This window comes from Micromonospora sp. NPDC048905, from assembly GCF_040649655.1.
In the GTDB taxonomy this organism is placed as follows: Bacteria; Actinomycetota; Actinomycetes; order Mycobacteriales; family Micromonosporaceae; genus Micromonospora.
In genome coordinates this window covers 32,789-51,602 of sequence record NZ_JBEZFV010000009.1, presented here as the reverse complement: position 1 = coordinate 51,602, position 18,814 = coordinate 32,789, and the positions used below count along the sequence as shown (strand labels likewise).

General features: G+C 72.8%; 21 protein-coding genes. 16 read left to right on the top strand and 5 right to left on the bottom strand.

What is annotated here, in order from left to right:
- Position 1: 1 nt before the first annotated feature.
- From AB0C01_RS23515 to AB0C01_RS23455, 13 genes are all read left to right on the top strand, one after another.
- Positions 2–1,582, top strand: a complete 1,581-nt coding sequence (locus tag AB0C01_RS23515; protein WP_357572127.1) for a hypothetical protein — start codon at positions 2–4, stop codon at positions 1,580–1,582.
- A gap of 2 nt (positions 1,583–1,584) precedes the next feature.
- Positions 1,585–2,568: a polyprenyl synthetase family protein gene (locus AB0C01_RS23510; RefSeq protein ID WP_357572126.1), complete on the top strand. Its 984-nt coding sequence runs from the start codon at positions 1,585–1,587 to the stop codon at positions 2,566–2,568.
- 1 nt (position 2,569) lies between these two features.
- Complete coding sequence (locus AB0C01_RS23505) at positions 2,570–4,657, top strand: geranylgeranyl reductase family protein (protein ID WP_357572125.1); 2,088 nt, start codon at positions 2,570–2,572, stop codon at positions 4,655–4,657.
- A gap of 219 nt (positions 4,658–4,876) precedes the next feature.
- Positions 4,877–5,365: a 30S ribosomal protein S16 gene (gene rpsP / locus AB0C01_RS23500; RefSeq protein WP_357375649.1), complete on the top strand. Its 489-nt coding sequence runs from the start codon at positions 4,877–4,879 to the stop codon at positions 5,363–5,365.
- Positions 5,340–5,600: an RNA-binding protein gene (locus AB0C01_RS23495; protein WP_172862164.1), complete on the top strand. Its 261-nt coding sequence runs from the start codon at positions 5,340–5,342 to the stop codon at positions 5,598–5,600. The genes rpsP and AB0C01_RS23495 overlap by 26 nt, the downstream gene beginning before the upstream one ends.
- Positions 5,600–6,160: a ribosome maturation factor RimM gene (gene rimM, locus AB0C01_RS23490; RefSeq protein ID WP_357250394.1), complete on the top strand. Its 561-nt coding sequence runs from the start codon at positions 5,600–5,602 to the stop codon at positions 6,158–6,160. Before AB0C01_RS23495 ends, rimM begins: the two co-directional genes overlap by 1 nt.
- A gap of 10 nt (positions 6,161–6,170) precedes the next feature.
- The gene (gene trmD / locus AB0C01_RS23485) at positions 6,171–6,944 is read left to right on the top strand and encodes a tRNA (guanosine(37)-N1)-methyltransferase TrmD (protein ID WP_357250391.1); all 774 of its coding nucleotides are present in this window, start codon (positions 6,171–6,173) and stop codon (positions 6,942–6,944) included.
- A 143-nt stretch (positions 6,945–7,087) separates the two neighbouring features.
- The gene (rplS, locus tag AB0C01_RS23480; protein ID WP_030335223.1) at positions 7,088–7,444 is read left to right on the top strand and encodes a 50S ribosomal protein L19; all 357 of its coding nucleotides are present in this window, start codon (positions 7,088–7,090) and stop codon (positions 7,442–7,444) included.
- Between the two features lie 183 nt (positions 7,445–7,627).
- The gene (gene lepB / locus AB0C01_RS23475) at positions 7,628–8,497 is read left to right on the top strand and encodes a signal peptidase I (RefSeq protein WP_357250387.1); all 870 of its coding nucleotides are present in this window, start codon (positions 7,628–7,630) and stop codon (positions 8,495–8,497) included.
- 10 nt (positions 8,498–8,507) lie between these two features.
- A complete protein-coding gene (gene lepB / locus AB0C01_RS23470) occupies positions 8,508–9,143 on the top strand; it encodes a signal peptidase I (protein ID WP_357572124.1) in 636 nt (211 codons plus the stop codon).
- Positions 9,144–9,190: 47 nt separating this feature from the next.
- The gene (locus AB0C01_RS23465; protein WP_357572123.1) at positions 9,191–9,676 is read left to right on the top strand and encodes an NUDIX domain-containing protein; all 486 of its coding nucleotides are present in this window, start codon (positions 9,191–9,193) and stop codon (positions 9,674–9,676) included.
- A complete protein-coding gene (locus tag AB0C01_RS23460; RefSeq protein WP_357250378.1) occupies positions 9,670–10,482 on the top strand; it encodes a ribonuclease HII in 813 nt (270 codons plus the stop codon). Before AB0C01_RS23465 ends, AB0C01_RS23460 begins: the two co-directional genes overlap by 7 nt.
- Positions 10,479–10,802: a DUF2469 domain-containing protein gene (locus AB0C01_RS23455; protein WP_007075222.1), complete on the top strand. Its 324-nt coding sequence runs from the start codon at positions 10,479–10,481 to the stop codon at positions 10,800–10,802. Before AB0C01_RS23460 ends, AB0C01_RS23455 begins: the two co-directional genes overlap by 4 nt.
- 60 nt (positions 10,803–10,862) lie before the next feature.
- Here the strand turns inward: AB0C01_RS23455 and AB0C01_RS23450 are convergent, their stop codons facing one another.
- Complete coding sequence (locus AB0C01_RS23450; protein ID WP_357572122.1) at positions 10,863–11,990, bottom strand: sulfite oxidase; 1,128 nt, start codon at positions 11,988–11,990, stop codon at positions 10,863–10,865.
- 232 nt (positions 11,991–12,222) lie between these two features.
- Here AB0C01_RS23450 and AB0C01_RS23445 point away from each other — a divergent pair, with 232 nt between their 5' ends.
- Positions 12,223–12,927 (top strand): M23 family metallopeptidase, encoded by a 705-nt coding sequence (locus AB0C01_RS23445; RefSeq protein ID WP_357572121.1) that lies wholly within the window; start codon positions 12,223–12,225, stop codon positions 12,925–12,927.
- Here the strand turns inward: AB0C01_RS23445 and AB0C01_RS23440 are convergent.
- Both AB0C01_RS23440 and AB0C01_RS23435 read right to left on the bottom strand, forming a co-directional pair.
- Positions 12,848–14,029, bottom strand: coding sequence for an aminotransferase class V-fold PLP-dependent enzyme (locus AB0C01_RS23440; protein ID WP_357572120.1), 1,182 nt, complete (start codon positions 14,027–14,029; stop codon positions 12,848–12,850). The genes AB0C01_RS23445 and AB0C01_RS23440 overlap by 80 nt on opposite strands.
- 92 nt (positions 14,030–14,121) lie before the next feature.
- A complete protein-coding gene (locus tag AB0C01_RS23435) occupies positions 14,122–15,159 on the bottom strand; it encodes a tyrosine recombinase XerC (RefSeq protein ID WP_357572119.1) in 1,038 nt (345 codons plus the stop codon).
- A 240-nt stretch (positions 15,160–15,399) separates the two neighbouring features.
- Here AB0C01_RS23435 and AB0C01_RS23430 point away from each other — a divergent pair, with 240 nt between their 5' ends.
- Both AB0C01_RS23430 and AB0C01_RS23425 read left to right on the top strand, forming a co-directional pair.
- Entirely contained in the window at positions 15,400–15,531 is a 132-nt protein-coding gene (locus AB0C01_RS23430; RefSeq protein ID WP_357572118.1) for a hypothetical protein, read from the top strand.
- Positions 15,528–16,112 carry a hypothetical protein gene (locus tag AB0C01_RS23425; RefSeq protein ID WP_357572117.1) on the top strand — a complete coding sequence of 195 codons (585 nt, stop codon included), beginning with the start codon at positions 15,528–15,530 and terminating at the stop codon, positions 16,110–16,112. Before AB0C01_RS23430 ends, AB0C01_RS23425 begins: the two co-directional genes overlap by 4 nt.
- Here AB0C01_RS23425 and dprA read toward each other — a convergent pair.
- Both dprA and AB0C01_RS23415 read right to left on the bottom strand, forming a co-directional pair.
- Complete coding sequence (gene dprA / locus AB0C01_RS23420) at positions 16,087–17,286, bottom strand: DNA-processing protein DprA (protein ID WP_357572116.1); 1,200 nt, start codon at positions 17,284–17,286, stop codon at positions 16,087–16,089. The genes AB0C01_RS23425 and dprA overlap by 26 nt on opposite strands.
- A complete protein-coding gene (locus AB0C01_RS23415) occupies positions 17,283–18,803 on the bottom strand; it encodes a YifB family Mg chelatase-like AAA ATPase (protein WP_357572115.1) in 1,521 nt (506 codons plus the stop codon). The genes dprA and AB0C01_RS23415 overlap by 4 nt, the downstream gene beginning before the upstream one ends.
- Positions 18,804–18,814: the final 11 nt, after the last annotated feature.

Here is an 18,814-nt window from a genome sequence, read left to right as displayed (position 1 = left end):
CATGTCCAATCCGTTCGACGACAGTTACGTCAAGGCCCGGGCGTTGGCCCGGGCGGCCCGTCAAGGACCACTGGCCGGGCTGCTCGGCGACCCGAACGTCAGCGGGCTCGCCTACGGCCGACGGGAGGTCAGCGGCCGCCGCACGGAGGAGCCGGCCCTGGTGGTGTACGTGGTCCGCAAGGTGCCGAGGCAGTTCCTACCGACCACCCGGCTGCTGCCGCGGCGGGTCTACTTCGGGTCCGACTTCGTCGAGGTCGACGTGGTGGAGACCGGTCCGTTCTTCGCCCAGGAGTTCACCGCCCGGGAACGTCCGGCGCCCAACGGGGTGAGCGTCGCGCACCTCAATGTCACGGCCGGCACGCTTGGCGCGCTGGTCACCGACAACACCGACGGTTCGCTCTGCATCCTGAGCAACAACCACGTGCTGGCGAATTCCAACGCCGGGGCGATCGGCGACGCGATCACGCAGCCCGGCTCTGCCGACGGCGGCACCACGCCCGCCGACACCATCGCCACCCTGAAGCGATTCGTGATGATCAACCCGGCCGGCAACCTGGTGGACTGCGCGATCGGCCAGGTCTCCCAGCCCAACGACGTGATCGACCAGGTCAAGGACAACATCTACCCGGTGGCCAACGGCAACCATCCGGCGATCGGTCTGCTCTTCGCCGGCTCGTGCAACCGGACCCTGATCAACCCCATCGACGAGGTACTGCGTCAACTCGACGTGACGTTCCTGAGCGGCGCGGGCGCCACCGCCGGCGTCGACATCGGCAGCAACGTGGAGAAGGTCGGCCGGACCACCGAGTACACCACCTCCACGGTGACCGAGCTGGATGTCAGCGCGAGCATCGACTACGGTCCCGGCGTCGGCGTGGCCACCTTCGAGGGCCAGATCGCCACCGCCCACCTGTCCGAGGGTGGCGACTCCGGGTCGGTGGTCTACCTGGGCGGCGAGGGTGGCAACGAGAGCGCCTGCGGTTGCGCATCCAGCAGCACCGCTCGCCGGGTCCTGGACCGGGACGTCGACCTCGACGTGGCGGTCGAGAAGGAGTTCCGGCAGCGCTACCTGCAGCAGACCAGGGTCGGCCGGTTCGCTGTCGACACCTACTTCGCCAACGAGGACGGGCTGGTGGCCCGGGTCCGGGCGACGAAGGTCTCCGACGCCGACCGGCGGCACCTGCAGAAGCTCTACGACACCTACGCCGAGACGGCCCGCGCGGTGCTGCTCCAGCCGCAGCGTTCCGAGGCGACGCTCACCAGCGAGCACCTCGACGAGGCCCGCAAGACGCTGCGCCGCTTCGCGGGCCGGTTGACCGCCGAGGAACTCTCCGCCGCCGAGGAGGTGCTGGCGCTGGCGAACGACGCCGTTGGTCGTACTCCCGTGGAGATCCTGCGGATGCTCGACGACGAGCAACTGCTGCACAAGGCACAGGAGTTGGTCGAGCGGGTGCCCACCCTGTCCGCTCCGGGCAGTGGGCGGCGCGGCGACGGTGGCTGTGGCTGCGGTGGGAGCAGCGGTGACGCCGGCCAACCGGCGGCCGAGAAGCCCACCAAGCCGAAGCCGAAGCGGAAGCGGTGACGATGGGTGCCGCACCCGATCCGGACTGGCTGGCCAGCGCTCCTACCCGAGAGGCGCTGGCCGGCCTGGACCGGCGGATGCGGGAGGCCGTCGCCGCGTCGGACCCGGCGTTGTGGGCGATGGCGACGGCGCTGCAGCGCCGGGGCGGCAAGCGGATCCGTCCCGCGCTGCTGCTGGTCGCGGCGGAATTCGGCACCGTGCGTCCGGCACATCTGCTCGACGCCGCCGCGGCGTTGGAGCTGCTGCACCTGGCCTCGCTCTACCACGACGACGTGATGGACCGGGCCGTCACCCGGCGACACGGCCCCAGCGTCAACGCCGAATGGGGCGAGCCGGCGGCCGTGGTCGCCGGGACCTTCCTGGTGGCCCGGGCGATCGCCCTGCTCGCCGCCTTCGACGACCGGTACGGCCGGGAGGCGGCCGCCGCGCTTGTCGCGCTCTGCACCGGGCAGCTCCGCGAGACGGAGAACGCGTTCTACACCGGCCTGACCGAGGCGGAGCACCTGGAGATCATCGCCGGCAAGACGGCGACCCTGTTCGAGTTGCCCTGCCGGTTGGGCGCGCTGCTCGCCGGGGCGCCGCCGGCGATCGTCGAGGCGCTGGCCGGGTACGGCCACGACCTCGGTGTCGCCTTCCAGCTCGCCGACGACGCGCTCGACGTGCGCGGCAGCTACGAGGCGCTCGGCAAACGGCCGCTGACGGACGTGCGGGAAGGGGTCTACACCCTGTCGGTGCTGCGGCTGCTGGCCCGCGACACACCGGCCGCCGGCCGGCTACGCGACCTTCTGGAGGTACGCGAGCCCACCCCGGCGGAGCTGGCCGAGGTGGCCGAACTGGTCGTCGCCTCGGGAGCCGTGGACGAGGTCCTCGCCGAGGCCCGGAGCCGGGCCGCCCAGGCCGCCCGACGGCTGGACCCGCTGCCTCCCGGCCCGGCCCGGGACTCGCTGGTCCGGCTCGCCGACTACGCCGTCACCAGGGCGGGTTGAGATGGATACGCTGGACCCGCCGATGATCCCGGACCGGCTCGACGGCTTCGACGCGGTCGTCGTGGGCGCCGGCCCGGGTGGCGCGGCCGCGGCCTACCGGCTGGCGACGTTGGGCCGCCGGGTTCTGCTGGTGGACCGGCGCGAGTTCCCCCGCGACAAGTGCTGCGGCGACGGCCTGACCCGCAGCGCCGTACGTCTGCTCGCGGAGCTGGGAGTGCTCGACGAGCTGACGGGTGCCCAGCGGGTCGGCGGGGTGCGGATTCGGATGCGTGGGCGCGGCGGTCGCGACTTCCACTACGAGGACCCCGACGGCACCGGGTACGGCATGGTGGTGCCCCGACTGGAGTTGGACGCGGTGCTGTGCCGACGGGCGGTGCGCGCCGGTGCGGTCCTCTGGACCGGGGCACGAGCCACCCGGCTGCTCGGCGGCGCCGCCGGGGTCCACGGCGTGCAGGTCGAGTACGCCGGCCGACGTTTCTCGCTGCGTACCCCGGCTGTGGTCGCCGCCGACGGGGCCTCCTCGCGGCTGGCTCACCAGGCCGGGTTGCGCAGCCCGGACCGGGAGTGGACCGGGTTCGCCGCCCGGGGCTACTTCACGCACATCGCGGACCTCGACGAGTTGCTGGAGATCCACCTTCCGCTGGCGGACGTCACGGACCGGCGGGTGCTGCCCTCCTACGGCTGGGTGTTTCCGGTCGGCGACGGGACGGCCAACGTCGGCGTGGGCCTCTTCGACCCGGCCCACCGGGAGAACGTCCGACTGCTGTACGAGCGTTTCGTCACCGAGCTGATGGCGACCGACCACCGGTTCCGGGCGGCCCGTCCGACCGGACCGATGACCGGTGCGCCGCTGCGGCTGGACTTCGACCCGTCCCGGTGCGGTGTGCCAGGGCTGCTGCTGGTCGGCGACGCGGCGGGGCTGGTGAGCCCGTTCACCGGCGAGGGCATCAGCTTCGCACTGGAATCGGGCCTGCTCGCCGCCGACCGGATCGACACGGCACGTCGCCGCGCCGAGACGGGACCGGTGGACCCAGCCCCGTACGCCCGGCAGTTGGCCGCCCGGCAGTCCGGCTACTTCGAGACCGGCCGGTACTCGGTGCGCCGCTACCTGCTCGCCTGGCGGGTGCTCGACGCCACCTTCGACGACGACCGGCCACTGTTCGCGCTCTGCCGCCGGCTGGCGCTCTTCCCGGACGGGGCACGGGCGGGTGTCCTGCTGGACCCGCTGCCGCAGCCGGCGCCGGAGCTGGCCCGCGACCTGCGGCGCGATCTGATGGCGGTGGGCGAGCTGCTCGCCGGCTGCGTACGTGAGGACTGGCCGATGTTCGTCCGGCTCGGCGGGGTGGACGAGGACCTGTCGACCCTCTCGCTGCGTCCGGCGGTGCTGCTGCTGGTCGCCGCGGCGGTCGGGGGCCGCGAGCATCCGCTCCGGCACGCCCTCGCCGCGGCGGTCGACCTGGGTCTGCTCGCCGGGCTGGCGGTGGACAGCGCCCGGGAGGAGCCCCGGTCGACCGGGCCACGACCGACGCCGTGGGGCAACCGGTTCGCGGTGCTGGTCGCGGACTTCCTGTTGGCCCGTGCGTACGAGTTCGCCGCGCAGGGCGGCGGCCCGGTGGTCGCCGAGTTCGCCGAGGCGTTGACCGTGGCCTGTGAGGGGCGGGCTCAGGAGTTGCGCGACGACCCGTCGTCGGGCGGCGGGGCCGGCGGTGCCGTCCTGGTCGGGCGCGCCGCCATCGCGTTCGAGTTGCCGTGTCGGCTCGGCGGCCGGCTCGGCGGCGCCCGGGTTCCGGTGGTGAACGCGCTGGCCACCTACGGTCGTGAGGTCGGCGCGGCCTATGCCCTCGGCGAGCAGCTTCGGGAGCTGGCCGGGGCGTCCCGGTGGGGTGGGTCGACGCAGCCCGGGGCGGTCGCGCCCGACGACCCACGGGTCGCCGGTCTGCTCGGCCTGATCGCCGAGCACGCCCAACGGGCGCGAGAGGCGTTGCGGATCGTGCCCGCCGGCCCGGCCCGTGAACTGCTGGCTCGGCTGGCCACCCCCGGGTTGCCGGGCACCGTGGATCCCGACGGCAGGGTGATGTCGGTCACGTAGCGGCGACCAGCGGGCGGGTCCGGGGCTCCGGTGTGAGTGATCGGCGCTTCATCTGGCAGAATGGGTCGCTGGTATCCGGCGCGCGTCCGGCGCCCTCTAACCCGGGCACGTCGCTAGTCCACCGAGTAGTCTCCGGCCCAACCCCACGGGTCCGGTCGGCGCTCACCCATGCACACCGCCCGCACGGGCCGGTGAGATCGCAACAGGAGCGAAACAACTGTGGCCGTAAAGATCCGGCTCCTGCGGATGGGCAAGATCCGCAACCCGCAGTACCGCATCGTCATCGCCGACTCGCGCACCAAGCGCGACGGCCGGGCGATCGAGTTCGTCGGGATTTACCAGCCCAAGGAAGACCCCTCGATCATCGAGGTCAAGTCGGAGCGGGTCCAGTACTGGCTGTCGGTCGGCGCTCAGCCGAGCGAGGCGGTGCAGCGCCTGCTGGAGCTGACCGGTGACTGGCAGAAGTACAAGGGCCTGCCGGCCCCGCCGCCGCTGCTCGTCGCCCCCGAGCGGGCCGACCGCAAGGCGACGTACGAGGCTGAGGCGAAGGCCGCCGCCGGGCTCGCCCCGGAGACCCCGGCCAAGCCGGCCAAGAAGGCCGCCAAGGCCGCCGAGGCTCCGAAGACCGAGGCTGCGGCCGAGGCGCCGAAGACCGAGGCCCCGGCCGAGGCTCCCGCCGCCACTGCCGACGCCGGTGAGCAGGCCTGACATGCCTCTGCGTCCGGCGTTGGAGCACCTGGTCAAGGGCATCGTCGATCACCCGGACGACGTCCGGGTGCGGATGGTCGATTCCCGTCGGGGCAAGCGGCTCGAAGTCCGCGTGCACCCCGAGGACCTCGGCACGGTGATCGGGCGGTCCGGCCGGACCGCCAAGGCGCTGCGCCAGGTGATCGGCTCCATCGGCGGGCGCGGGGTACGCGTCGACATCGTCGACTCGTACTGATGCAGCTCGTCATCGGAAGGATCGGCAAGCCGCACGGCGTCCGCGGTGAGGTCACCGTGGAAGTGCGGACCGACGAGCCCGAGGCACGGTTCGCCCCGGGTTCGGTGCTGCGCACCGAACCCGGGGCGACACCCCCGGCTCCCGCCACGGCGGACGAACCCGGGGTGCCGTTCCGGCTTCCGGCGGAGCTGACCATCGAGGAAGCCCGCTTCCACCAGGGTCGGGTGCTTATCGCGTTCGAGGGCATCCTGGACCGCAACACCGCCGAGGCGCTGCGTGGGACGCTGCTCGTGGTGGACAGCGCCGACGTGGACCCGCCGGACGACCCGGAGGAGTTCCACGACCACCAGTTGGTCGGGTTGGCCGTGGTGACCCCGGCCGGCGAACGGCTGGGCGACGTGGTCCGGATCGACCACGCGCCCTCCTCGGACCTGCTGGTGCTGCGACGCCCCGAGGGGCGCACCGCGTTGATCCCGTTCGTCCGGGCGATCGTTCCGGAGGTCGACCTGGCCGGTGGACGTGTGATCGTCGACCCGCCGGCCGGACTGCTCGATCTTTAGGAACACCCCCATGCGCGTCGACGTCGTGTCGATCTTTCCGGAGTACTTCGCCCCGCTCGATCTGTCGCTGATCGGGCGGGCGCGGGCCAACGGCGTACTCCAGCTTGCCGTGCACGATCTGCGGACCTGGACCCACGACGTGCACCGCACGGTCGACGACACCCCCTACGGTGGCGGGCCGGGAATGGTGATGCGCCCGGAGCCGTGGGGTGAGGCGCTGGACGCCCTCGCGCCGGTCGACGCCCCACCGCCACGGCTGCTGGTGCCGTCCCCGGCCGGTGCCCCGTTCACGCAGGCCATGGCTCACGAGCTGGCGGCGGAGTCGCATCTGCTCTTCGCCTGTGGCCGGTACGAGGGCATCGACCAGCGGGTGTTGGCGCACGCCGCCACCCGGATGCCGGTCACCGAGGTGTCGCTCGGTGACTACGTGCTCTTCGGCGGCGAGGTCGCGGTCCTGGTGATGCTGGAGGCGGTGACGCGGCTGCTCCCGGGGGTGCTGGGCAACGCGGGCTCGCTGGACGAGGAGTCGCACGCGCACGGGCTGCTGGAGGCCCCGATCTACACCAAGCCGCCGAGTTGGCGCGGGCACGACGTCCCGGAGGTGCTCCGCTCCGGTGACCACGGCAAGATCGCCCGCTGGCGGCGCGAGGAGGGTCTGCTGCGGACCGCCGCCCGGCGGCCGGACCTGATCGCCGCGCTGCCCGCCGACCGGCTCGACAAACGGGACATCGCGGCCCTGGACCGGGCCGGATTTCAGTCGCCACCGGGGGATGTGGCAAAGTAGGGGGGTTGCCGCATCCGTCCGCTCCCGCGGGCGGCTGCGAGGATCACCGACCGGGGTCGGCCCGCCGACCACCACCCGGGGATCAGAATCACCCACCCGCGCACCGAGTGACGGTGCGCCGTGAGCCTTACGAGGACGCAGCGATGAACATCCTGGACGCCCTTGACGCCCAGTCGAAGCGGACCGACCTTCCCGACTTCCGGGCCGGTGACACCGTCAAGGTGCACGCCCGCGTCGTCGAGGGCAACCGCTCCCGTGTCCAGATCTTCCAGGGCGTCGTGATCCGCCGCCAGGGTGACGGTCTGCGCGAGACCTTCTCGGTCCGCAAGGTCAGCTTCGGTGTCGGTGTCGAGCGGACCTACCCGCTCAACGGCCCGGGCATCGACCGGATCGAGGTCGTGACCCGCGGTGACGTGCGTCGCGCCAAGCTGTACTACCTGCGCGAGCTGCGCGGCAAGAAGGCCAAGATCAAGGAGAAGCGGGAGAAGCAGCCCAGCTGACTTCCCGCTCGCCACGCCGTCCGAGCTGCGCGTATGCCGTAACGACCAGACCGCACTACCCTGGTCGTCACGGGCGCAGCACGGCGGCGGACCCGCCCACGTGGGCGGGTAGCCGTCCACTGCCGCCCGTGGAGCCTCGACGAGGCTCCCGGGCGGTGGTGTTTCTGCGGACCGGGGAGTGGCGTGGTGCAGACGCTTGATGAGGACGGCACCGTCGATCCGTGGCGCCGACGGGCTCGCCGCACCCGCCGGCAGATGCCGCTCTGGCAGGAGCTTCCGCTGCTGCTGGTGGTGGCGTTCTGCCTCGCGGTGCTGATCCGCACCTTCCTGCTCCAGGCGTTCTACATCCCGTCCGGCTCGATGGAGGACACGCTTCTCGTCGATGATCGGGTGCTGGTCAACAAGGTCGTCTACGACGTCCGTGACCCGGTCCGCGGCGAGGTGGTGGTCTTCCGGGGGACCGACCGGTGGGCGCCACAGGTCGACGAGCAGCCGAAGCCGGGCTTCGTCGGCAAGGTGACCCGGACCGTCGGCGACCTGATCGGGGTGAGCCGTCCCGGTGAGAAGGACTTCATCAAGCGGGTGATCGGTCTCCCCGGCGACCGGGTCAGGTGCTGCGACAGTCAGGGGCGGGTGACAGTCAACGGCACGCCCCTCGACGAGCCGTACGTCCTGCGGGACTCCCCGCTGGACCTGCCGCCGAACCCCTCGGAGTGCCGCTCCCGGCGCTTCGACGAGGTCGTCGTACCGCCAGGTCAGATCTTCGTGATGGGCGACCACCGGGAGGTCTCCCAGGACGCGCGTTGCCAGGGCCCGGTGCCGATCGACAACGTGATCGGCCGGGCCTTCATGGTGGTCTGGCCCTCGTCGCGGTGGCACTCGCTGCCGGTGCCGCCGACGTTCGACGACGTGTCCGGGCCGAGCGTGGCATCCTCGGGCGTGCCCCCGGCGCGACCGACCCCGCAGGGCGGTGTGGTGCTCATCCTCCCGTTGGCGGCCGCTCTCCGCGGTTCCCGCGCGTTCCGGTCGATGACGTCCAGTTCGGCAACGTAGGCTCCTTGGCGTGATTGACGAGCAGACCGACAAGCCGCGCAGCTCCTTCTGGAAGGAGCTGCCGATCCTGCTGGGTGTGGCGATCCTGGTCGCGGTGCTGGTCCGCGCCTTCGTGCTGCAGACCTTCTTCATCCCCTCCCCGTCCATGGAGAACACTCTCAAGATCGACGACCGGGTGCTGGTCAACAAGCTGGTCTACGACTTCCGATCACCGCACCGCGGTGAGGTGATCGTTTTCAAGGCTCCGATCGAGTGGAGCGGCAACCCCAAGGGCGAGGACTTCATCAAGCGGGTGATCGGCGTTCCCGGTGACCACGTGGTCTGCTGCGACCCGCAGGAACGGCTGATGATCAACGGCAGGTCGTTGGACGAGCCGTACATCTTCTCGATGGACGGGGTCCGCGACAAGCCGGCCGACCAGGAGTTCGACATCACCGTGCCGAAGGGTCGGCTGTGGGTCATGGGTGACCACCGCTCGGCCTCCGGTGACTCGCTGGAGCACTGGCAGCAGTCCGGGCAGAACATCACCGAGGCCACCATCGCCGAGGACGACGTGGTCGGGCGGGCGTTCACCGTCTTCTGGCCGGTCAACCGGGCCACCTGGCTGACGGTGCCCGACGGGTTCGACGGCATTCCCAAGCCGTAGGCCGACAGGGCGTGGGCGATCCGCCGTCGGTCTGGCAGGCTGGTGCGGTGACCGTCTACACCCCTCGACGCGCGGCCCGCGTGCTGCTCGTCGACGCGGCCGACCGGGTCCTGCTCTTCGAGGGCTTCGACCCGGCCCGACCAGGGCACCGCTACTGGTTCACCCCCGGCGGTGGGCTCGACCCGGGGGAGGCGCCGGCAGTGGGCGCCGCCCGGGAGTTGGCCGAGGAGACCGGCCTACGACTCGACCCGGTCGAGTTGGGCGAGCCGGTCTGGTCCGACGCGACCGAGTTCTCCTTCGACGGTGTCTGGTACCGCCAGGAGCAGGATTTCTTCCTCGTCCGGGTGGAATCCTGGCGGGTGGACACCACGGGCTTCAACGACATCGAGCGGCGCAGCATCGCCGACCACCGCTGGTGGCTTCCCACCGAGTTGGTGGCCAGCGGCGACCGGTTCTACCCACCGGAGTTGCCCGCCCTGCTGACCCGGCTGGGGATGTCGACCACCGCAGGCCAGGGCGAGGCGCCGTGCTGACCCCGCCGCGCACCGTGGTGCGCCGTGAGGCCGGCCTGTACGCCCTGGAACGGGCGCTGCAACGCCGCGGCTTCCGACACGTCGCCGGCGCCGACGAGGCGGGCCGGGGGGCGTGCGCCGGTCCGCTGGTCGCCGCCGCCGCGGTGTTGCCCGAAGGTCGGCGCGGCGAGATCGAGGGGCTGGCCGACTCGAAGCTGCTCACCCCGGCCAGCCGGGAACGGGTGTACGCGGAGGTGGTGGACCGCGCCCTCGCGTACGCCGTGGTGGTCATCCCGGCCGAGGAGGTCGACGCCCGGGGCCTGCACGTGTGCAACCTCGCCGCGATGCGCCGGGCGCTCGCCTCGCTCACCACCCGGCCGGAGTACGTGCTGACCGACGGCTTCGGCGTGGACGGCCTGGGGGTGCCGGGGCTCGCGGTGTGGAAGGGTGACCGGGTGGCGGCGTGCGTCGCGGCGGCGAGCGTCCTCGCCAAGGTCACTCGGGACCGGTTGATGGTGGAGTTGGACGGGGTGTTCCCGGCGTACGGCTTCGCCGAGCACAAGGGTTACATCACCCCGGAGCACTCGGCGGCGCTGCGCGAGCACGGACCGTGCCGGGAGCACCGGTTCTCGTACGTCAATGTCGCTACGGTCTCCGGCCGCGACGGACGGCCGCCGCGCGCCAGACGTCCCGGCGGTCCCGGCCGGGACGAGCCGATGGAGCGCTCCGGGGCGTCAGGGGGTACCGTCGGCGTGGCGTTGGGCGAGCAGCCTCGGCCTCCGACGCCGGTGGGGGAAGATGTGGCCATGGAAGGCGGAGTGCGATGAGCGCGGAAGATCTCGAGAAGTACGAGACCGAGATGGAGCTGCAGCTCTACCGGGAGTACCGCGACATTGTCCGCCAGTTCTCGTACGTGGTGGAGACGGAGCGTCGGTTCTACCTGGCCAACCAGGTCGACCTGCACGTGCGCAACTCCGACGGCGAGGTCTACTTCGAGGTCGAGATGCACGACGCCTGGGTGTGGGACATGTACCGTCCGGCCCGTTTCGTGAAGAACGTCCGAGTGATGACCTTCAAGGACGTCAACGTCGAAGAGCTGGAGAAGCCCGACATCTCGTTGCCCGCCGACTCCGGCTTCGGCGGCTGACCGCAACCGCACCGCTCGGCCGCACCGCGGGTCCCCCACCCGTGACGTGGCACCCGCCGGTCACTCGGCCGGCACCACGACCTCGACCCGCTGCACCAGGTTGTTGGCGAAGCCGCCACGGTTCCACGGCTGCTCGACCGGCTGGGTCCGCCCGGACGCGTCGGTTGCCCGCGCGCCGAGCACGTACCGGCCCGGGGTGGCGGTCCACTCGTACCGCCAACGCCGCCAGGCGAAGTCGCCCCCGCCGGCCGGGTCCAGCTCGGCCGGAGCCCAGCTCTGCCCACCGTCGGTGGTGACCTCCACGGCGACCACCGGCGCGTGCCCCGACCAGGCCCGACCGTCCACCGTGCACGCGCCGGCCCGCACGACCCGGCGACGGGACATGAAGTCCGGAAAGCCGGGCGGCCGGACCAGCGCACGGGGCTCGATCCGGGTTACCGGCACGCCCGGGTCGTCGGCGTCGGTGCGCACCCGGTAGGCGACCGCGTTCTGATAACCCTCAAACGGCTCGGTCCGGACGTCGACGGAGTGGACCCACTTCACGTGCGCCATGCCGTACCAGCCCGGCACGATCAGCCGCAGCGGCGCACCGTGCTGCGGCAGCAGGGGAGCGCCGTTCATCTCGTACGCCAGCAGCACCTCCTCGCGCAGCGCGTCGGCGACCGGAAGCGCCCGCTGGTAGTCCTGCTCGATCCCGCGCTCGACGCCGTGGTCCGCGCCGGTGAAGACCACGTCCACCGCGGCCGGGTCGAGGCCCGCCTCCCGCAGCAGCGGAGCAAGGGGGGTGCCGGTCCACTCGGCGTTGCCGACCGCCTCGACCAGCCACGGCTGGCTGACCGGCCGAGGGTGCAGCAGGGCTCGGCCGTTTCCGGCGCACTCCAGCGTCACCTGGTGCGTGACCCGCGGTCGCTCGCGTAGCTCGGCGAGCGTGACCGTCAGCGGCCGGTCCACCGCGCCGCCGACGGTCAGCGTGTGCGACGCCGCGTCCAGCTCCGGGATGTCGTAGTGGATGAGCAGGTAGTGCAGCCCGGCCGGGGTGACGTCGTAACGCAGCGCCTCCAACGGGATGCCGTGGTTGCGGGCGGCGAGCTGCAACTCCTCGGCGCTGATCGCCTCGTCCGGCCCCGCGAGCCGGGACGGGCCGCTCACGTCGGCCACCGTCGGCGTCCGGTCATCGACAGTGGTCATACCTGGGCCTCCCCGGTCCACACGGCGGCACCCGCCGTACTCGGTCCAGCCTAGGGCCTGTTTCACAAGGGCGGTCAAGCCGAGGCGGAGTGCGGTCGGCCGGTTGGGCCGTGGACGGCGTCCGCATAACAGATCACCGAAGCTGTTGGGTGGTCGTCCACAGCCACCCCGGTTGTCCACAGCCCCGTCGGCCGGGCTGGCGGACGAGCCAGCCTCGGCCGAGGCTGCCGTCATGCGACCACGATCCGGTCATTCGATCCGCCGCACGCTGCTGTCCTGCGTCGCGCTTCCGCTCGCACTGACCGTCCAGCTCGGCGGGCTGGCGGTGCTGGTCGTGGCGGTGCCCGGCCAACCACCGACGTCGACCGTGCCGGTCGCCGCCCGGACCGTCCCGCTCGCCGACCCACCGCCGGCCGACCCGGCACCGGCCGGGCGGTTTCGCTGGCCGGTCGACGGGCCGCCTCGTCCGGTGCGCCGGTTCGACCCGCCGCCGCGACCATGGCTGCCGGGCCACCGCGGCGTCGACCTGGCCGCCCCGGCCGGAGCGGTGATCCGCAGCCCGGGGCCGGGCACGGTGCTCTTCGCCGGCCTGGTGGCCGGCCGGCCGGTGGTCACCGTGGGCCACGCCGGTGGCCTGCGGACCACCCACGAGCCGGTCCAACCGGCCGTACGACCCGGCCAGCCGGTCACCGCCGGCACACCGCTGGGCGGGCTGCTGCCCGGTCATCCGGGTTGCCCGGCCGAGGCGTGCCTGCACTGGGGACTCCGCCGGGACGAGGAGTATCTCGATCCGCTTGCCCTGCTCGGCCTCGGCCCGGTGCGCCTACTCCCGGTCGGGGGAGCCGGCGGCGGTGAGGTCAGCGCTGGGCGAGCAGCGCCGGCAGGCGCACGGCCAGCCGCTCGTACTCGTCGGCGGTGTTGTAGACCTGACCGGTGAGCCGCAGCCACCCACGGCCGTTCCAGCTCATCACCGCCACCTCGGTGGCGAGCCGCTCGCCGATCCGCGCCTGCAACGCCCGCGCCGCGTCGATCGTGGTGCCCGTGCCGGGCGGCAGCGGGATGAGACGCAGCGACACCCCCGGCCCGCCGGGGTCGGGCAGGTCGGCGGGTGCCACCCCGAGCGAGTCCCCCACCACCCGCTGGCCGTACGCGGCGAGCGCGGCGTTGTGCGCCCGCACCCGGTCCAGGCCGAGACTTCGCAACGTGAACAGCCCCGCCGGGGCGGCCAGCCAGGACGTGTAGTCGAGCGTCGCCTGCCACTCGATCCGGGCCGGGAAACCCGACTCCTGCTCCCAGGAGACCACAAGCGGTTCGATCCGGTCCCGCCACCGCGGTGCCACCGTCAGCAGGGCGGTCCCGCGCGGGGCGTACGCCCATTTGTGCAGGTTGCCGGCCCAGAAATCGGCACCGATGCCGCTCACCGGGGTGGCCAGCATTCCGGGGGCGTGTGCCGCGTCCACCAGGACGGGCACGCCCTGCTCGTGGGACGCCCCGACGATGGCGGCGGCCGGGAAGAGCTTCGCGGTGGCCGAGGTGACCTGGTCGACGACGAGCAGCCGGGTCCGCCCCGGGCGCAGCCCGGCGCGGACGATCTGCACGATCTGTTCGTCGGTGGCGTCCAGCGGGATGGGCAGGACGCGGCTGACCGCCCCCGTGCGGCGACACTCGCGCTGGATGGCCAGGCTCACCGCCCCGTACCCGTGGTCGGTGCTGAGCACCTCGTCGCCGGGTTGCAGGCCCAGCGACTGGAGGACCACGGCGACACCTGTGGTGGTATTGCCCACCAGGGCGCTGCCGTCGGGGTCGGCGCCGAGGAAACCGGCGAGGTGCCGGCGGGTGTGCGCGATCCGGTCGACCAGGCCCTGGGTGAAGAAGCGCAGCGGGTTGGCCTCCATCTCGTCGCGCAGCCGCTGCTGGGCTCGCTGCACCGCGATCGGGACCGCGCCGAACGAGCCGTGGTTGAGATGGCTGACCGCCGGGTCCAGGGAGAAGAGCAGACGGGCGCCCGGGATCGGCTCAGGGGGCTGCGGGACGCTCACCTGATGATCGTAACCGTCGGGCTCGTTCGCCTCCGGTGCTTGATCGGGCGAGCGGGTGGGCCTGCCGGTGGGCGGCGCGTTTCCGCTCGACATCAGGCGCGCGGGTGGGCCTGACGGTAGGCGGCACGCAACCGCTCCACCGACACGTGCGTGTAGATCTGCGTGCTCGCCAGCGACGAGTGGCCCAGCAGCTCCTGGACGGCCCGCAGGTCCGCACCGCCCTCCAACAGGTGGGTGGCCGCCGAGTGGCGCAGACCGTGCGGGCTCGTCCGGGGCAGGCCAACGGCCTCGGCGTACGCGCCGACGATCTGACGCGCCGTAGTCGGGTTGAGCCGACCGCCCTTGGCACCCAACAGCAACGCGTCTCCGGAGCGGGCGCCCACCAACGCCGGGCGGCCCCGGCGCAACCAGTCGTCCAACGCTCGCTGCGCGGGCACCCCGTACGGCACCGCGCGCTCCCGCCCACCCTTGCCGAGCACCCGGATCACCCGCCGGCTGTGGTCGACGTCGCCGACGTCCAACCCGCACGCCTCGCTGACCCGTACCCCGGTCGCGTAGAGCAGCTCCAGCAACACCCGGTCCCGCAACGGCACCGCCTCCGTCGCGGTGTCCTTCGCCGCTTCCGATGGCGGCGCGGTTGCGAACGGGGCCTGCTCGGCCGGTGCCTCGGCCGATCGAGGCGCGGGCGTGCGCGGGGCCGGCCGGGCCGGTGCCTCGACCAGGGCGGCGGCCTGGTCGGCGCGCAGGACGGTTGGCAATTCCCGGTGCGCCCGAGGGCTGGCCAGCGCGGCCCCCACGTCGGCGGGGAGCAGCCCGGCCCGGTGCGCCCAGGCGCTGAAGGCCCGCGCCGACGCTGCCCGCCGGGCCAACGACGTGCGGGCCGCCCCGGTGGTGCGTTGCCGCGCCAACCAACTGCGCAGCACCGACAGGTCCAGGTCGGCGAGGTCGACGCAACCCATCCGTACGGCGTGGTCGAGCAACGAGACGAGATCCGTGACGTACGCGCGGACGGTGTGCGCCGACCGGTTACGCACCCGGGACAGGTGCGCGGCGAAGTCGTCGACGGCGTCGCGCAGCTCGGGCGGCAGCGCCTGGTGCATGGCCCGGGTGCCTCGATCGGGCCGACTCATCGTGGCCGCGCCGGTTTGCGGACCGGTCCAGCGGCCCAGGCACCTTTACCGGCAGCTAGCACGGCACCAGCCTACGGCCGAGCGACGAGGGTCACCGGCCGCCACGGTGCCGGTGTTCGTCGGACTGGCCACGTTTCGCTGGTTACCGTGACTCGCTGCGAAGCTGGGCAACGCGACGCTGAGGCGGGTGGTGCGTGCCCCCGCGATCCGCCGGTAGGGTCACCTGCGCGGTATCGACCGATGGCCACCCTCGTCGTGGTGGTGCCAAGGTTCGTCGGCGACGAGGCGGTCATCATCGGCAACACCCGCCGCGGCTGCTCGATTTGGAGATCGATGAACACAACCGACGCCCTCGGTGTGCTGATCCGGTGACCGCTGACTGGAAGCGGGTGACAAGGCTCGACCGGTTGAGCCTCGTCACCTGGCTCCGCTCATCCGAGCACCACGACGTCCAGTGGACGGGCAACGAATGGCTGGGCGTCCTGCAACTGTTCACCTGGCGCCTCCATCGGGAGGGCGCCGAGGTTGCGCCGGCCGAGTGGCCGGCCTACTCCGCCGCCTACGACGTGCTGCTCGATCGGACGCAACGTGCCGATGGCATCGACGCCCGGGAGGCGGCCGTCCGACGGCTGCTCCTGACCGCTTTCGCTCTCACCCACAGCGTCTCGACCCGAGAGGTCGCGCTGCTGGACCCCCGGCATGCGATCACCGCGTTCAACGCCGCGCTGCCGATGCGGACGGCGGAGGCGATTCGGGTCGCGCCGCAGTGGCGTTTGTTGGGTCCCGAAGAGATGCGCCGGCTGGTCCTGGCTGCCGGGCTGGTCACCGCGGCCCGCGCGCTCAGGCCGTACCTCGACGAAACCGACGCCGGTAGTAGAGCCTTCGCCGCGGAGCTGGCGGCCTGGGAGCGCGACGTGCTCGTCCATCTCAGGTCCGAGTCTCCCCCTTCTTGACGGAGGGTTGGGGGGCGAGGGCGTAGCCGTCGTCTCGACGAACCACCATGGACAACTCCTCGAGCAAGGACAGCTTGCGCAACGCGGTCCGTACGTCGACACCGGCGCGGGCCGCGAGCCGGTCCACGCCCATCGCGCCGCGGCGGGGCAGCGCCTCCAGCAGTGACCGCGCTTCGTCGTCGAGCGCGTCGGTGGGCCGCTGCGGTCCGCGCGCCACCGGCGCCAGGTCGGCCCCGATCCGCCCCACCTCCTCGAGCACGTGCGCCACCCCGGTGACCAACCGAGCCTTGTCGGGGTACTCGCGCAGGAGCTCGTGCGCGCCGACGGACATCGCCGAGGTCACCGGGCCAGGCACCACCATGGCGACCCGATTGGTGTAGATGGCCCGCCGGGCGGTCTGCGTCGCGCCGCTGCGCGCCGACGCCTCCACCACGACGGTGCCGAGAGTGGCCCCGGCGATGACCCGGTTGCGGATCAGAAACCGGGGCCGCAGCGGCTCCGCGCCGGGTGGCCACTCGCTGACCAGCAGCCCGGTGTCGGCGATCCGGTCGAAGAGCGCGGTGTTGCCCATCGGGTATGGCCGGTCCACCCCACAGGCGAGCACCGCGACGGTCAGGCCGCCCGAGTTGAGGGCACCCCGGTGCGCGGCCGCGTCGATGCCGAACGCGCCACCGGAGACGACCGTCCAGTCCCGTTCGGCCAGCCCGTATCCCAGTTCGGTCGCGACGTGCTGGCCGTACGCGGTGGCCGCCCGCGCACCGACCACCGCCACCGAACGGTCCAGCGCCGCACCCAGCGGCCAGGCCCCGCGTACCCAGAAGCAGAGCGGTGGGGCGGTCTCACCGTCCACCCGGCGGCTGACGTCCGGCAGGCGCAGCGTGGACAGGCCGGCCACCCGTGCCGGCCACTCCTCGTCGTCGGGTGTGACCAGGCGGGCGCCGAGCCGGTCCGCCCGGTCCAGCGCCTCGGCCGCCACCGCCCGAGCGTCGCCGGCCACCGACCGGGCGGCCACCGCGGTACGCAGCCGGCCGTCCGGGCCGCCGCCGTCGAGCAGCAGGTCCAGAGTCGCCACCGGGCCGAGCCGTTCGACCAGTTGGTGGACCACGCGGGTGCCCGGCTCGGCCAGCCAGGTCAGTGCGACCCGGGCCAGCCTGCGGTCGTCATCGGCGCTCACGTCGCCTCTCCTGTCCGTAGTTGCAGCGCCTCCCGGACGTCGTTCAGGTCTGGTCGGTCCCGACCGTCCAGGTCGGCGATGGTCCACGCCATCCGGATCACCCGGTCGAAGCCGCGGGCGGACAGCGAGCCGGAGTCGAGCCGGCTCCGCAACTCGGCGGTGACCCGGGCGGGCAGCCGCCACGGCGGTCGGCGCAGGTGTGGGCCTTCCACCTCGGCGTTGAGCCGCCGACCGAGGCCGGCCCAGCGGGTGGCCGCCGCCTGCCGGGCGGCCGCCACCCGGGCGGCGACCGTCGCCGAGGGCTCGACGCCGCCGTCGGTCGCCATCAGCTCGGCCGCCCGCACCGGCATCAGCTGCACCTGGACGTCGATCCGGTCGAGCAGTGGCCCGGAGAGCCTTCCCAGGTAGCGGCGGCGAACCAGCGGGCTGCACTCACAGCGGGCGTCGCCTGCTGGTTGGGCGCACGGGCAAGGGTTGGCGGCAAGCACCAACTGGGTTCGGGCCGGATAGACCGTGCCGCCCCCGCTGCGGGTGAGCCGGATGCGGCCGTCTTCGAGCGGTTGGCGCAGCGCCTCCAGCGCGCCCTTGCTGAACTCGGGTGCCTCGTCGAGGAACAGCACGCCGCGGTGCGCCAGCGACACCGCGCCGGGTCGGGCCAGCCCCGAGCCGCCACCGACGAGCGACGGCACGGTCGCGGTGTGGTGCGGCGCCTGGAACGGTGGGCGCCGCAGCAGTTGACCGCCCGGCGGTAGCAGCCCGGCGACCGAATGCAGGGCGGTGACCTCCAGTGCCGCGTCGTCGTCCAACTCGGGCAGGATCGACGGCAGCCGCTCGGCGAGCATCGTCTTGCCGGCGCCCGGCGGCCCGAGCAGCGCCACGTGATGCCCGCCGGCCGCGGCGACCTCCAGTGCGCGGCGGCCGAACTGCTGCCCGGCGACGTCGGCGAGATCCGGCCCGTCGACGGCCGGCGTCGAGGTGGCCTCCGGAGGCTCGATCAGCGGGGCGCCGTCCCGAACGAAGGCGACCAGGCGGTGCAGGGAGTCCACCGCTCGCACCCGTACTCCGGGGATGACCGCGGCCTCGGCGGCGTTGCCGAGCGGGACGATCACCCGTGCGATGCCGGCCCGGGCCGCGGCGGCGACCATCGGGAGCACACCGCGCACCGGCCGGACCGTGCCGTCCAACCCCAGTTCGCCGAGGACCACCACCCCCTCCAGGGGAAGCAGCGGCAGCTCACCCGAGCCGCCCAGGAGCGCCGCGGCGATGGCCAGATCGAAGGCCGAGCCGGATTTCGGCAGCGTCGCGGGCAGCAGGTTGAGGGTGATCCGCCGGTTGGGCCAGCGCTGGCCGGAGTTGACCACTGCCGCGCGGACGCGGTCGCGGGCCTCGTGCAGGGCGGTGTCCGGCAGACCGGAGATCACCACGGCGGGCAGGCCGGCGGCCAGGTCGGCCTCCACCTCGACCAGGTGGCCGGTGACCCCGACCAGCCCGACGCAGAGCACCTTCGCGTAGCTCACGGCGCGTCACC